This window comes from Actinoplanes sp. NPDC051411, assembly GCF_040682075.1.
GTDB lineage: Bacteria > Actinomycetota > Actinomycetes > Mycobacteriales > Micromonosporaceae > Actinoplanes.
The window spans coordinates 1-13,069 of record NZ_JBFBAD010000207.1; the positions used below are offsets into that span (position 1 = coordinate 1).

Consider the following 13,069-nt stretch of genomic DNA (forward strand, 5'->3'; position numbering starts at 1 on the left):
GGGCTCCCGGCGCGCCGCTGTGCCCGTCGCCCGTCATGCCCCCCAGCATGCCCGGCGGCCGGGGCCCGCGCCGATCACGGGCGTGAGCCACGGTCGGCGGCGGCGAGTCGTGCCGCGTTGCGGGCGAAGTCGAGCGTCAGCACGCCCGCGACGGCCCACATGAGAGCCGTGCTGAACGTGTTGTCGTAGACGCCGCTCACTGCCGCCCACACCGAGAAGGCGGCCGCGACCGCCTCCAGCACCAGCACCGTCATCAGCCGTCCGCGGCTCGGAACCGTTCGACCCGACATCGTGTCCTCCTGGCGTTGTCGACGGGTCAATGCTGGCCCGGCCAGGGGTGGCGTCGCGTCGTACCGGGGCACGAGATCAGGGGCGCGGGGCGTCGGTCAAAAGGACGAGGAAGCCCGCGAAGTCGAACTCGGACCAGTGCTCGACGATCCGGCCGTCGGCCACCCGGTCGATCGCCGAGATGGTCAGGAACGCGCTGTGCCCGCTCGCGTCCACGCCGGCGAACGGCGCGCCGGTGTGGGTGCCGCCCATCCGGACCCGGGTCGCCACCTTGTCGCCCTCCGCGACCTGGTCGAGCACCGTGGCCGTGAAGTCGGTGAAGGCCGGGAACCACGTCCGGTCGACGTCGAGCCAGGCGGCCCGGTCGAACGCGCCGCCCATGGCGTGGTTGACCAGCCCGTCGGCGATGTAGCGGTCGAAGGACGCCTCGAGGTCCTTGCCGTTGTAGCTGTCGTAGAACGCGTGCACGACCTGCTTGGGGGTCATGGGTTCCTCCGTCGGCGAAATAAGCGACGCACCCGCGCCGCTTGTCGAGCGTAAGTGGCGCAGGTGCGTCGAGTACAGTGCGGTGTCATGGATCACCTGCGGGCGGACGCCGAACGCAACCGGCAGCGCATCGTCGACGCCGCCCGGGAGGTGTTCGCCGAGGACGGGCTGGGCGCGTCGATGCGGCACGTCGCCGCCCGCGCCGGAGTCGGCGAGCCGACCCTGCGACGGCGCTTCGGCTCGAAGTCGGCACTGGTCGCCGAGGTGTTCGACGACAAGATCGCGGCGTACGCCCAGGCGGCGGAAACCGCGCAGCGGGACCCGGACGCCTGGCGCGGGTTCACCACCCTGGTCCGCGAAATGGCGGAAATGCAGCTGGCCGACCGCGGTTTCGCCGAACTGCTGACAATGACGTTCCCCGATTCGATGCGGGTCGAGCAGCATCGTCGCCGGGCTTACGAGGCGCTGGGCCGACTGATCGCCCGGGCGCAGAAGGCGGGCTCGCTCCGAAACGACTTCTCGCCCGAAGACCTACCGATGCTGCTGCTCGCGCACGCGGGCGTCGCGGCGGCCGGGGGAGCGGTCGCCGCCGCGTTTTCGGGGCGGCTCCTGGCGTACCTCCTGGAAGCGTTCGCCGCGCCCGGCGCGCGACCACTCCCGGCGGCACCGTCGGCCGCCGCGACCTATCGCGCCCTATTGGGGCTGCAGCGGAACGCCGGCTGAGCATGGCCCGCGGCAGAACGCCGCGAACGTCGATGCCGGCGGCGGCCGGACCCGGAAGCCCCTCGCCGAGGCGCTAGTCCCGGGGGTATCGGTCGGCGGCCAGGCCGGCGCCGACCCGCACCGAGTCGATGGCCAGCAGGGCCGCGCAGATCCAGCCGATCACCGCGGTCGCGGTGCCGTTGTAGACGATGGCCTGCCAGACGAAGAGCACGGTCGCGACCAGCATCAGGACCAGCACGAGGATCGCGCGACGGCGGGGGACGGGGCGGTACCACCAGCGGGAAAGGAATGACATGCCTCCATGCTTGCCCCGGGCGGGGGCCGGTTAAGTCATGCCCGGGTACGAAATGGTGGACATGGGGCATCGGCCGAAAGGACGAGTACGCTTCGCGCCGTGATCAACCGTCTCCGCGAGGGTGACCTCGTCGCCCTGGTCGCGCCGTCCGGCTGGGTGCCGCCCGCCCGGGCGCAGGCGGCGGTCACCGTGCTCACCGGCTGGGGGCTGCGCATCCGCATGGGCAAACACGCGCTCGGCCGGCACACGTACCTCTCGGGCACCGACGAGGAGCGCCTCGCCGACGTCAACGACGCCCTGCGCTCGCCCGAGGTGCGCGGCGTGCTGTGCCTCCGCGGCGGCTACGGCGCCCAGCGCATCGTCGACGGCCTCGACCTCGCGGCGGCCCGCGCCGACCCCAAGCTGGTGCTCGGCTTCTCCGACGTCACGGCGCTGCACCTGGCGCTGTGGGCCGGGGCGGGCCTGCCCACCGTGCACGGCCCGACGGTCACCCAGTTCGACCGCGGCGCCGCGTCGCTGACCGCGACGGCGGCCCGGCACGCCCTGATGTCCGGCGAGCCGGTCACGGTCGCCGCGCTCGACGAGGAGAGTACGCGCGGTCTCCGCGTCCCCGGCGCCGCCACTGGAGTGCTCCTCGGTGGCAATCTGACCCTGCTCGCGACGTCGGTGGGCACCCGGTTCCGCCCCGACCTGAGCGGCGCGATCCTCCTCGTCGAGGACGTGCACGAGGAGCCGTACGAGATCGACCGCTACCTGGTCCAGCTCCTGCGCGCCGGCTGGCTCGACGGCGTGGCCGGCGTGGCGGTGGGCCAGTTCACCGACTGCGGCACCCGCGACGCGTACCAGCCGCCGGTGGTCGAGGTCCTGGCCGAACGCCTGACCCCGCTCGGCGTGCCGGTGCTGGGCGGCCTCCCGATCGGCCACGGCGACCAGCAGGTGGCGGTCGGCCTGGGCGTCCCGGCCGTCCTCGACGCGACCGCCGGCACCCTGGTCGTCGAGCCGGTCGGCCGATGACGCCGCCCGGGGGCATCCTGGTCGTCGGCCCGGCCGTCCTCGACGCGCCCGTCGGCATCCTGGTCGTCGGCCCGGTGGGCCGATGACGCTGCCGGGCGGCACCCTGACGCCGGTCACCCGGGTCGGCGACACCGTGCGGCGCCCGGTCGGCTTCTGGAGCCCGAGCGTCCACGCGCTGCTGCGGCATTTGGAGGCGGCGGGCTTTCCCGGCGCGCCGCGCGTCCGCGGCATCGACGCCCAGGGCCGGGAGATCCTCACGTTCCTGGACGGTGACGTCACCATCGACGGGCCGCCGCCCGGCGTGTTCTCGGACGCGGCCCTGACCGCCGCGGGCCGCCTGCTCCGCGCCCTCCACGACGCGACGACCGGCTGGGCCTGCGACCGGCCCGGCTGGCAGTTCCAGGTCGGCGCACCGACAAGCGGCGCGGTGATCTGCCACAACGACGTCGGGCCGTACAACGCGGTCTACCGGGCGGGTCGGCCGGTCGCCTTCATCGACTGGGACTTCGCGGCGCCCGGGCCACCGGAGTGGGACGTCGCCTACGCCCTGTGGCGCTTCGTGCCCCTCTATGACGACGCGGCTTGCGCTCGGCTCGGTTGGCCGATCGCCGCCCGTGGTCCGCGGATCGCCCGTTTCCTTGACGCCTACGGGCTGGACCGTCCCGAGGACCTGTTCGACGTGGTGCTTCGCCGGATGGACGTCACCCGCCGCACGATCGAGGCGTGGGCGGACGCCGGAAACCCCGGCTACATACGGCTGCGGCGCGAGGGCCGCCTGACCGAAATCACCGGCAACATGCGCTACGTCGAACGGTCCCACCGAGATTGGAAGTAATTGCACGCCTGGCATGCCGTGTGCGTGATCGGCATGTCGATCACCGCGGGTCGGCGCAACGGTGTCTTCTGGTGGCATGACCTATCCGGTGAGCGCCGCCCAACTGGTCCAGGCTGGACTGCTCTGGATCGGCGCCGGCTGCCGGCTGCACCCCACCGTGGTGCTGCTCCCGGCCGACCTGCTGGGCACGGTGCGCCCGATCGTGCTCGGTGAGCGGGTCGTCGTCGGCGCGTACGCGGTTCTGCACGGCGGCCTGTCCATCGGCGCTTATGGCTACATCGGACACCGGGCGATCCTGGGCGAGCCGGAGTACGGCTTTGCCGCGCGAGACCATCACCCCGGCGCCGGTGCCGGTGCCGACACCCTTCTCGGCGAGGGCGTCATCATCCGCGCGGGCGCGATCGTCTACGCCGGAGCGATGATCGGCGACGACGCCACGATCGGGCACCACACCGTGCTGCGCGCCGGTGTCAGCGTCGGGGCCGGCACTGTGCTCGCCGCGAACCTCACCGTCGAACGCGGCGCCTTCATCGCGACCGGGGTGCGCTGAGCCGAGCGGCCGGGGTGCGCTGAGCCGAGCGGCTGGGGTGCGCTGAGCCCGATGGAACCGGCAACGCGTGCACCGTCGCCGTAGCCTGAAACCAGGACTCGACCCGGCGATGAAGAGCGGGCAGCCATGCACGGAAGCGACTCGTTGTGGGACTCCGGATCGGCCCGGGCGCTGATCGCGGCCAAAGACGTCGGTGGCCTGCTGCGCTTTGCCCGGCTTGCTCGGCATCTTCGGCAGGCCGACCTCGGCGCCCGGTTGGGTTACGACGCCTCGGTCGTCTCCCGGCTGGAGACCGGCCGGCGCCGCGCGACCGATGTGGACCTGCTGCGGCGGATCGCCGCGGCCCTCGAGATTCCCCCGCACGTGCTCGGCGCGGTACTGGACTTCGTCCCGGCGCGCGCCGCTATGGTGGCCGGAGCCAACGGCGACCAGGGGGACGATCCGATGCGCCGACGTACTGTGCTGGCCACCGTGCCGGCCGGTCTGCTGATCCGGCTCGATCATGCTCTCGCCGCGCCGGGCCGGCCCGGCGCCGGAGGCCGGCAGTTCGGCGCCGCCGTGCGGTACCGGCGGGCTCGGCGGTTGTTCGACGCCGGTCAGCTCGCGCTGCTCATCGACGCGATGCCCGACCTGCTCGCGACCGCCCACGCGGACACCGCGTCCCATGACCCGGCCGCCTATGCGCAGCTCACCGCCGCCTACACGCTGGCCAGCGAGGCCCTCAACAAGGCCGGAGCGCACGAGGCGAGCCGGCTGACCGCCGACCGGGCCGTGATCTTCGCCGGCCTGGCCGAGTCACCTCTGTCGCGGACCGTGGCCGCCCGCGCGCTCGGCATCGTGCTGCGCCATCAGGGCGAGCATGCGCTGGCGGACGACATCGCGTTCGATGCGGCGGCGGAGTTGGAGCGGACCGGCCTGCCGACGCCGGAACACGCGGCCACCTATGCCCTGGCGCTGTGCACGTGTGCCTACAACGCGGCGACGGCCGGGCGCCGTGACGCCGCGACCTCGCTGATCGGGGAGGCGAAGCGGGCGGCGGCCGGCCTGACGGTCGCGACCCGGTCCGGGCACCCGTTCGCGCTGACCGGTGCGCAGGTCACGCTCTACCAGCTCGGGATTCACTGGGCGCTCGGTGACGCCGGCGCCGGGTTGCACGCCGCCCGCGATCTGCGCCCCGGTCATTTCCCGACGCCGGAGCGCCGGGCGCGCCTGCACACCGACCGGGCCCGCGCGTGGGCCCAGTGGGGCCGGCCCGGCGAGACGGCCCGGGCGTTGCTCGACGCTCATGCCGAGGCACCGGCCGAGGTGCGCAACCGGCCGTCGATCCGCGGTCTCGCCCGGGATCTGATCCGCGACCATCCCGCCACCCCCGAGGTCCGGCTGCTCGCCGCGACGCTGGGCCGGGATGGGAAGTGAGCGCGTCGGATCTCAGCCGTCGGTACGAGGGGCGTCGCTCTCGGCCGCGGGCTCTTCGGTCTTCCTGCGCCTGAACGGTGACCTGACTTTCCCGGCGGCGGTGGAGGCGGCGCCGGCGAGGGCGCCGCCGACGCCCTTCACCGCGGTCAGCGCCTGCGGCTCGTCGGGGATGCCGTCGCCGTCGAGGTCCACACCGCGGAACGGGCGGGTCACGCTGCCGGCGACGGTTCCGACACCGGTCCCGATCGTCTGGGCGGATCCGCCCAGCCAGCCTCCGGTCGAGCGGGCCGCACCCAGCAGGGCGGCGAGCGCCGGGTTCGCCTCGTCGTCGTTCTCGGGGCTCTCCTTCGCCTCGATCGCCAGATGCGGCGGAAACCCGCCGGGCGGATCGGCGAACGCCTGCTGCGTGGCGCTGACGACGTTGCGTCCGAACGCGAAGCGGGTGACTCCGCCGATGAGAGCACCCGCGCCGTACTCGACGGCCGCCTGCCGCTTTCCGCTCAGCCCTGCCCGCACCTCTTCCAGCGTCCCGGTCTTCATGCCGCGCACGAGATTCTGGGCGGCTCCGGCCGGCAGTGACCGGGCGAGCGTGTCGGCCCAGTGCGACCAGTCCCGCTGGCCCTGCGCGATGCTCTGGCCCACCTCGACCGGGCTGGTCGTCGACCGCGCCAGGTCGGTGGCCATCGCCGTGATCTGGCCCTGGTCGACGCCGTCGTTCGCGAGGCCGTAGACGAGCGCGCTCCGCTGGGACGAGTCGAGGCTCATGCCGTGGATGTCGGCCAGCGCGAGAGCGAAGAGCGCGGTGATCTCGAATTGGAGTTGCTCGTCGCCGGCGGGCAGCATTTTCGACACGTGCTGAGCGCCCATTCTTGTCGCGTGGAGCGCCGCCTTCTTGGCCGCTCCGCGTGCCACGTGCTTGGTCGCCGACTTGGCGATACCGCCGCCGGGGATCAGCGAGATGCCGACGTCGAGCGCGATGCTGCCGGCCGACACGAGGCCGCCGGCCACGGTGATGGCGGTGATGTAGTGGCGCTCCAGGAACGTGATGACCTCGGACGGTGTCGCCTCGGGATGACGCCGCCGGACCCACAGGACGTATTTACGGGCGACCGAATGGCGTCCGTTGACCGCGGAATCGATCTCGCGGTCCGCCACCTCGTCGGTCAGCTCGGCCTCGAGGGTGATCGTCTCGATGTCAGTCACCGGTCACCTCGGATTCCCCGTCGACACGCATGACGCAACAGAACCATCAATCCCTCGGGCCGACTTCCCCCGAACGGCGGACGGAATCCGGCACCAAGATGACCTTGGTCTAGACGCGGCGGTATTCGACCTCGGGGCGGCCCGGGCTGCCGTAGCGCGGGCTGCGGAAGACCTGGCCGGCGTCGGCGAGGTGCTCCAGGTAGCGCCGGGCCGTCACCCGCGACGTGCCGATGCGGGCGGCCACCTCGTTCGCCGAGCAGCCGGTGCCCGGCGTGGTCTCGCGGAGCGCGCCCAGGACCAGGTCCAGTGTGGTGGCGTCCAGCCCTTTCGGCAGGGAGTCCTGTGGGGCGCCCCGCAGCACCGCCAGGGCGCGGTCGATCTCGTGCTGGGCGGCTACCTCGTGGGTGGCCAGCATCTGGGCCCGGTAGCGGGCGTAGCCCAGCAGCTTCTCGCGGAACGTGGCGAACGTGAACGGCTTCAGCAGGTAGTGGGTGACGCCGAGGGAGACCGCGGTGCGGACCGAGGCCAGGTCGCGGGCCGAGCTGACCACCAGCACGTCGATGCCGCTGCCCGAGGCCCGTAGCGCCCGGCACAGGTCGAGGCCGTTGCGGTCGGGCAGGTTGAGGTCGAGCAGCACCAGGTCGACCGGCGCCGCGCGGAGCGCGGCCATCGCCTCCTGCGCGGTGTGGGCGGTGGCGGCGACCCGGAATCCGGTCACCCTTTCCGTGTACGCGGCGTGCGCCTCGGCGATCAGCGGCTCGTCGTCGACGACCAGGACGCGTACGTCAGTCATGCCGGCACCGGCAGTCGCACCGTGACCACCGCGCCGCCGCCCTCGGCCGGGCCGACCTCATAGCGGCCGCCGTAGCGCAGAGCGACCTGCCGGACGAGGGCCAGGCCGAGGCCGCGACCCTCGGCCTTGGTCGACCAGCCGCGGCGGAACGCCAGCGACGTGTCGGCGAGGCCCGGACCGGTGTCGCTGACCCGCACCAGCACCTCACCGTCCTCCTCGACCACCAGCACCGTCACGCGGCGGGGTGCCGGCGTGGTCACCACCGCCTCCAGCGCGTTGTCGACCAGGTTGCCGACGACCGTGAGCAGGTCGCGGCTGGGCAGCGGGCTGCCGTCGATGCGGGAGGCGTCGTCGACCGCCAGCTCGACGCCGCGCTCGCCCGCCTGGGCCGACTTGCCGAGCAGCAGCGCGGCCAGCGCCGGTTCGCCGACCGAGCCGACGACCTGGTCGGTGAGTTGCTGGGCGTGGGCCAGTTCGGCGGTGGCCAGCTCGACCGCCTCCTCGGTGCGGCCCAGCTCGACCATGGTCAGCACGGTGTGCAGCCGGTTGGCGGCCTCGTGGGCCTGCGAGCGCAGCGCCTCGGTGAGGCCGCGCACCGAGTCGAGTTCGCCGGTCAGCGCCCGCAGCTCGGTGTGGTCGCGCAGGGTGAGAACGGTTCCGATGATTTTGTCCTCGAACCGGATGACGCGCTGGTTGGCGACCAGCAGACGGTCGCCGGCCAGGACCGGCTCATCGGCCACCGGCGTGCGGGAGTCGAGCAGGGCCGCGATTTCGGGGGGCAGTGACGTTCCGAGCAGACGCCGGCCCTCGTCGTTGATCAGCGTGACGTGGCCGTCCCGGTCGGCGACCACCAGGCCCTCGCGTACGGAGTGGAGGACGGCGTCGTGGTACTCGTACATGCGGGTCATCTCGGCCGGGCCGAGGCCGTGGGTCTGGCGGCGCAGCCGGCGGTTGAGCAGCCACGATCCGGCCGCGGCGAGCAGCAGTCCGAGGGCCGCCGGGATGAGCACGGCCGGGGCGCGGTGCCACAGCCTCTCCTTGATCGCGTTGGTGGTGATGCCGACCGAGACGAGGCCGATCACGGTGCCGGTCGCGTTCTCCACCGGCACGACGGTACGCACCGACTCGCCCAGGCTGCCCGCGTGTTTCTCGACCACCCGGCCGCCGCGCAGGGCCGCGTCGATCGTGCCGACGAACGGCTGCCCGATCAGCGATCTGGTCGGGTGCGTCCACCGGGTGCGGTCGGGGGCCATGACCACGATGAAGTCGGTGTGCGTGGCCAGTCGCGTCGCCTCGGCGTACGGCTGAAGGGTGACCGTCGGATCGGCCGAGCCGACCGCCTGGATGACCAGCGGTGAGCGTGCGAAGGCCTCGGCGATGCCGGTGACCTGGTCGACCGCGGCCTGGTCGGCGTCGTTGCTGGCGAGCAGCACCGCCCCGGCCGTGCCGATCGCGACGAGTAGGCTGACCACGAGAACTTGCAGCACGAACAGTTGCCGGGCGATACTCCAGTGCCCCGACCGCATCGATGTGCGTGACCAGAATGAACGCAATGGTGCCCCCGAGTTGAGACGCGGGCCACAGTCTGCGGCATGGCGACCGAGAGCCCTAACCCGCAGGTCAGGCGGGACCGTACACATATCCTCTATCTCGCCGTGATCGTGGCCGTCGTGGCCGGCATCCTGGTGGGTCTTCTCTTTCCGAAGCTCGGCGTCGACCTGAAACCGGTCGGCACCGGATTCGTCAGCCTGATCAAGATGATGATCAGCCCGGTCATCTTCTGCACCATCGTGGTCGGTGTCGGCTCGGTGCGGAAGGCGGCCCAGGTCGGCAAGGTCGGCGGGCTCGCACTGGGCTACTTCCTGACGATGTCCACCGTGGCGCTGATCATCGGCCTGGTCGTCGGCAACATCATCCACCCCGGTTCGGGCCTGCACCTGACGCCGGAGGTGGCCGCGGCCGGCCACAAGCAGGTCACCGTGACCACCGGCGCCGAGGATCAGATCCTCGGGTGGATCCCGTCGACGCTGGTCAGCGCGCTGACCTCGGGCCAGGTGCTGCAGACGCTGCTGGTGGCGCTGCTGGTCGGCTTCGGCATCCAGGCGCTCGGCACGCGCGGCGAGCCGATCCTGCGCGGCGTCCAGTCGATCCAGACGCTGGTCTTCAAGGTCCTGTCGATGATCCTGTGGCTGGCCCCGATCGGCGCGTTCGGCGCGATGGCCGCGGTGACCGGAGCCGGCGGCGTGAAAGCGCTGACCAGCCTGCTGCAGATGATGCTCGGCTTCTACCTCACCTGCGCGATCTTCGTGTTCGTGGTGCTGGCCGCGATCCTGTGGACGTTCGCCCGGATCAACCTGTTCAGCCTCCTGCGCTACCTGGCCCGGGAGTTCCTGCTGATCCTGTCGACCTCGTCGTCCGACTCGGCGCTGCCGCTGCTCATGGCCAAGATGAACCACCTCGGCGTGAGCAAGCCGGTCGTCGGCATCACGGTGCCGACCGGCTACTCGTTCAACCTCGACGGCACCGCGATCTACCTGACCATGGCGTCGCTGTTCGTGGCCGACGCGCTGGACAAGCCCCTCTCGCTCGGCTCGCAGATCTCGCTGCTGCTGTTCATGGTCGTGGCCTCCAAGGGCGCGGCCGGGGTCACCGGCGCGGGCCTGGCCACGCTGGCCGGCGGCCTGCAGAGCCACCAGCCCGCACTGGTCGACGGCGTCGGCCTGATCGTCGGCATCGACCGGTTCATGTCGGAGGCGCGGGCGCTGACCAACTTCGCCGGCAACGCGGTCGCCACCGTCGTGATCGGCAACTGGACCGGCGAGTTCGACCGGGAGCGCGCCCGGGCCGTGCTGGCCGGCGAGGACCCGTTCGACCCCACCTCGATGATCGACGAGGACGACGACGTGTCGGCGTCGAGGCCGGTTTCGCCCGCTCCTTCGCCGGCCTCCTCGGCGCCCGCGGGTCCGGCCGCCCCCGCAGTCTGATCCGTGGGCCGGTAAAGAGGCGCACCGGTGTTTGCCCCCCGCTCACCGGTGCGCCTTTCCCATGTCTTTCAGAAGGCCGATGTCTTTCAGAAGGCCGAACCCGTGGTCGGCCCGTTCCCGGCGACACAGTGGAGGTAGCTGGTGCTGCCGCCCTCGGGCGTGGGGATCGGCCAGGCGTCGATGAGCCAGCCGCCGGTCTTCTTCTGGTCCTTGCTGCGCTGCTGCATGAAGGCGCGCGAGCAGGCCTTTTTGACGTCGGGGCGCTTCAGCAGGGCGTCGGTGTCGACGTTGAGGAGGTCGACGTCGTCGGGCAGCGGGATCGCGGCGAAGGTCTGCACGTAGTGGGGTTCTCCGCAGTCGGCCCGCTTCGGCGGGATGATCCGGCCGGCGATGTTGGTGATGCCACCCCAGCACATCTCCTCGGTCGGGCAGAGTTCGGCGTCGCATCGGCGGAAACCGGCCGGGATGACGGACTTCGCCGGGGAGGTGGCGGTGCCGCCGGGCGTGCTCGCGCCGGCCTCGTCGCCGTGGCCGCCGCCGCGGGTCACGCCCCAGACGGCGATCCCGGCGCCGGCCAGCAGCACGACGACGAAGGCGGCGACGATCGAGACCCGGCTGCGGGTCCGGGAGCGGCCGGCGTCGCCGGGCGGGGGAGTGCCGGAGCCCGGCGCCGGCAGGCTGCCCGCGCCGAGTGACGGCGGGCCGCCGAAGCCGGGCGGCGACGGCGCGGGCGGGTGCGGGGTGTGACCCACCGGCGGTGGGGTGTTTCCGGGGGCGCGCAGGCCGGCGGCGGCCGTGCGGGCGGCGTCGGCCAGGGCGGCCGCGGACGGCCAGCGCTGCCCCGGGTCGACGGCCAGGGCACCCTCGACGACGGCCAGGACCGGCGGCGGCAGCGCGAACCCGATCGACCGGGGCGCCTGCTGCACGCGCAGAATCGCCACGGCGTACGGATTGTCGGCCTGGAACGGCCGCTGCCCGGCGAGGCATTCGTAGGCGGTCAGCCCCAGGGCGTACACGTCGGTGAGCGGCCCCACCGGGTGGCCGAGCACCTGCTCCGGCGAGAGGTAGCTCGGCGTGCCGAGGATCGCCCCGGAGGCGGTCAGCCGGCTCGCGTCCTCGTGCCGGGAGATGCCGAAGTCGGTGACCACGACCTGGCCGTCCGGGCGGACCAGCAGGTTCGCCGGTTTGACGTCGCGGTGCACGAGCCCGGCCGCGTGCACCGCCTGCAGCCCCTCGGCCGCCTGTGCGATCACCCGCATGGTGTCGGCCGGTCCGAGGCGCCCCACCCGGGCGAGCAGCCCGCCGAGGGACTCGCCGTCGACGAACTCCATCACCAGGTAGGTCACCCCGGCGTCGCTGCCGTAGTCGTGGATCGACGCCACCGCCGGATGGTTGACCCGGGCCATCGCCGTCGCCTCGGACAGGAAGCGGTGGGCGAACCCGGGGTCGGCGGCCACCGCGGGCAGCATCACCTTGACCGCGACCGTACGCCCGAGCACCTCGTCGGTCCCGCGCCACACCTCGCCCATGCCCCCGGCGCCGATCCGCACGTCCAGGCGGTACCGGCCGCCCAGCCTCACCCCAGGTCCCAGCGTCACGCCGGACAGCTTAGGTCCCCGGGCGTCCGATCCCGGCCCATCGGCCAACGGGCGTTACGAGTTGCGAGACGCTGTGCCGGCGACGGTCGTGTAATGCATGACGAAGCTGCCGCCCACCGCGTCGATCACCTCGGCGTAGTCGTCGAGCAGGGCGCGCAGGAGGTCGGGCGGAACCCGCGAACCCAGGCCGCCGAACGTCGGCAGCACGTCGAGCCACGCCTCTGTGGAGTACGTGAAGTCCCACTCGAAGCGCGACTCTTCGACCGGTCCGAACGACCCGGTCCGGTCGAGCCCGGCCGCCGCGGTCGCGACCATCCGGGCGTACCCGTCGGCGATGGAGCCTTCGAAGGCCCAGGGGCTCGGCGCTTTCGGCAGATGCCGGCTCTGCACGTCGCGGAACGCCCGACGGATGTCCGGCGGGGGCTCGAACGCGTTCCAGAACAGCGCGATCAGCCCGCCCGGCCGTAGCACCGACGCCGCCTTGGCCGCGCCGGCCGCCGGGTCGATCCAGTGCCAGGTCTGCGCGGCGATCAGCGTGTCGAAGGTGCGGCCGGCCGGGTCCCAGTCCTCGAACTTGGCCACCTCGCACTCGATGCCCGATTCGCGCGCCACCGTGGCCATCCGCGCGTCCACGTCGACGCCGAGCACCTGGCAGCCGGCGTCTCGGAAGAGGCGGGCCGCGATGCCGGTGCCGCAGCCGACATCGAGGGTTGACGGGCCCGGGCCGGCGGCTTTCACCCGGGCGACGAGAGCAGGCGGATAGGAGGGACGGGCACGGTCGTACCGTGCCGCCTCGGCGCCGAAGGCCTCGGCGGTCGTCCGCTGTTCGTGTACCTCGGGCATGACTGGCCTCCCGTCGAAGTGGGCACGTGCCCACAAGCTAG

The 13,069-nt window shown here is 72.5% G+C and carries 14 protein-coding genes; 6 read left to right on the plus strand and 8 right to left on the minus strand.

The genetic code is table 11. The features are described 5' to 3' along the window. Positions 1-74 precede the first annotated feature (74 nt). On the minus strand, positions 75-290 hold the full coding sequence (locus tag AB0M88_RS50590) for a hypothetical protein (protein ID WP_364115041.1): 216 nt from the start codon (positions 288-290) through the stop codon (positions 75-77). Positions 291-366: 76 nt separating this feature from the next. Then, on the minus strand, positions 367-774 hold the full coding sequence (locus tag AB0M88_RS50595; protein WP_364115043.1) for an ester cyclase: 408 nt from the start codon (positions 772-774) through the stop codon (positions 367-369). Between the two features lie 87 nt (positions 775-861). Here AB0M88_RS50595 and AB0M88_RS50600 point away from each other — a divergent pair, with 87 nt between their 5' ends. Continuing rightward, positions 862-1,497: a helix-turn-helix domain-containing protein gene (locus AB0M88_RS50600; protein WP_364115047.1), complete on the plus strand. Its 636-nt coding sequence runs from the start codon at positions 862-864 to the stop codon at positions 1,495-1,497. A gap of 73 nt (positions 1,498-1,570) precedes the next feature. Here the strand turns inward: AB0M88_RS50600 and AB0M88_RS50605 are convergent, their stop codons facing one another. Further along, positions 1,571-1,792 (minus strand): hypothetical protein, encoded by a 222-nt coding sequence (locus tag AB0M88_RS50605; protein WP_364115049.1) that lies wholly within the window; start codon positions 1,790-1,792, stop codon positions 1,571-1,573. 99 nt (positions 1,793-1,891) lie between these two features. Between AB0M88_RS50605 and AB0M88_RS50610 the strand changes: the two genes are divergently transcribed. The 4 genes from AB0M88_RS50610 to AB0M88_RS50625 all read left to right on the plus strand — a co-directional run bounded on the left by AB0M88_RS50610 (position 1,892) and on the right by AB0M88_RS50625 (position 5,607). Further along, positions 1,892-2,806: an LD-carboxypeptidase gene (locus tag AB0M88_RS50610; protein ID WP_364115050.1), complete on the plus strand. Its 915-nt coding sequence runs from the start codon at positions 1,892-1,894 to the stop codon at positions 2,804-2,806. 82 nt (positions 2,807-2,888) lie between these two features. Then, a complete protein-coding gene (locus tag AB0M88_RS50615) occupies positions 2,889-3,641 on the plus strand; it encodes a phosphotransferase (protein ID WP_364115052.1) in 753 nt (250 codons plus the stop codon). A gap of 76 nt (positions 3,642-3,717) precedes the next feature. Beyond that, positions 3,718-4,191, plus strand: coding sequence for a hypothetical protein (locus tag AB0M88_RS50620; RefSeq protein WP_364115054.1), 474 nt, complete (start codon positions 3,718-3,720; stop codon positions 4,189-4,191). 126 nt (positions 4,192-4,317) lie between these two features. Continuing rightward, the gene (locus tag AB0M88_RS50625; protein WP_364115056.1) at positions 4,318-5,607 is read left to right on the plus strand and encodes a helix-turn-helix transcriptional regulator; all 1,290 of its coding nucleotides are present in this window, start codon (positions 4,318-4,320) and stop codon (positions 5,605-5,607) included. A gap of 12 nt (positions 5,608-5,619) precedes the next feature. Here the strand turns inward: AB0M88_RS50625 and AB0M88_RS50630 are convergent, their stop codons facing one another. The 3 genes from AB0M88_RS50630 to AB0M88_RS50640 form a co-directional block, all read right to left on the minus strand. After that, positions 5,620-6,810 (minus strand): hypothetical protein, encoded by a 1,191-nt coding sequence (locus tag AB0M88_RS50630; protein WP_364115058.1) that lies wholly within the window; start codon positions 6,808-6,810, stop codon positions 5,620-5,622. 109 nt (positions 6,811-6,919) lie between these two features. Next, entirely contained in the window at positions 6,920-7,603 is a 684-nt protein-coding gene (locus AB0M88_RS50635) for a response regulator (protein WP_364115060.1), read from the minus strand. After that, entirely contained in the window at positions 7,600-9,090 is a 1,491-nt protein-coding gene (locus AB0M88_RS50640) for a sensor histidine kinase (RefSeq protein WP_364115062.1), read from the minus strand. Before AB0M88_RS50640 ends, AB0M88_RS50635 begins: the two co-directional genes overlap by 4 nt. Positions 9,091-9,195: 105 nt before the next feature. Here AB0M88_RS50640 and AB0M88_RS50645 point away from each other — a divergent pair, with 105 nt between their 5' ends. Next, on the plus strand, positions 9,196-10,587 hold the full coding sequence (locus AB0M88_RS50645; protein ID WP_364115064.1) for a cation:dicarboxylase symporter family transporter: 1,392 nt from the start codon (positions 9,196-9,198) through the stop codon (positions 10,585-10,587). 86 nt (positions 10,588-10,673) lie between these two features. Here AB0M88_RS50645 and AB0M88_RS50650 read toward each other — a convergent pair whose 3' ends face one another. Further along, the gene (locus tag AB0M88_RS50650) at positions 10,674-12,185 is read right to left on the minus strand and encodes a serine/threonine-protein kinase (RefSeq protein WP_364115066.1); all 1,512 of its coding nucleotides are present in this window, start codon (positions 12,183-12,185) and stop codon (positions 10,674-10,676) included. 54 nt (positions 12,186-12,239) lie between these two features. Continuing rightward, positions 12,240-13,069 (minus strand): class I SAM-dependent methyltransferase (locus AB0M88_RS50655; protein ID WP_364115068.1); only part of this gene is annotated, 830 nt, incomplete at its 5' end.

What these genes read in the sequence shown, in the direction of transcription:
- AB0M88_RS50590 (WP_364115041.1), bottom strand. Translation starts at nt 290, where the DNA reads ATGTCGGGTCGAACGGTTCCGAGCCGCGGACGGCTGATGACGGTGCTG.
- AB0M88_RS50595 (WP_364115043.1), bottom strand. Translation starts at nt 774, where the DNA reads ATGACCCCCAAGCAGGTCGTGCACGCGTTCTACGACAGCTACAACGGC.
- AB0M88_RS50600 (WP_364115047.1), top strand. Translation starts at nt 862, where the DNA reads ATGGATCACCTGCGGGCGGACGCCGAACGCAACCGGCAGCGCATCGTC.
- AB0M88_RS50605 (WP_364115049.1), bottom strand. Translation starts at nt 1,792, where the DNA reads ATGTCATTCCTTTCCCGCTGGTGGTACCGCCCCGTCCCCCGCCGTCGC.
- AB0M88_RS50615 (WP_364115052.1), top strand. Translation starts at nt 2,889, where the DNA reads ATGACGCTGCCGGGCGGCACCCTGACGCCGGTCACCCGGGTCGGCGAC.
- AB0M88_RS50620 (WP_364115054.1), top strand. Translation starts at nt 3,718, where the DNA reads ATGACCTATCCGGTGAGCGCCGCCCAACTGGTCCAGGCTGGACTGCTC.
- AB0M88_RS50625 (WP_364115056.1), top strand. Translation starts at nt 4,318, where the DNA reads ATGCACGGAAGCGACTCGTTGTGGGACTCCGGATCGGCCCGGGCGCTG.
- AB0M88_RS50635 (WP_364115060.1), bottom strand. Translation starts at nt 7,603, where the DNA reads ATGACTGACGTACGCGTCCTGGTCGTCGACGACGAGCCGCTGATCGCC.
- AB0M88_RS50645 (WP_364115064.1), top strand. Translation starts at nt 9,196, where the DNA reads ATGGCGACCGAGAGCCCTAACCCGCAGGTCAGGCGGGACCGTACACAT.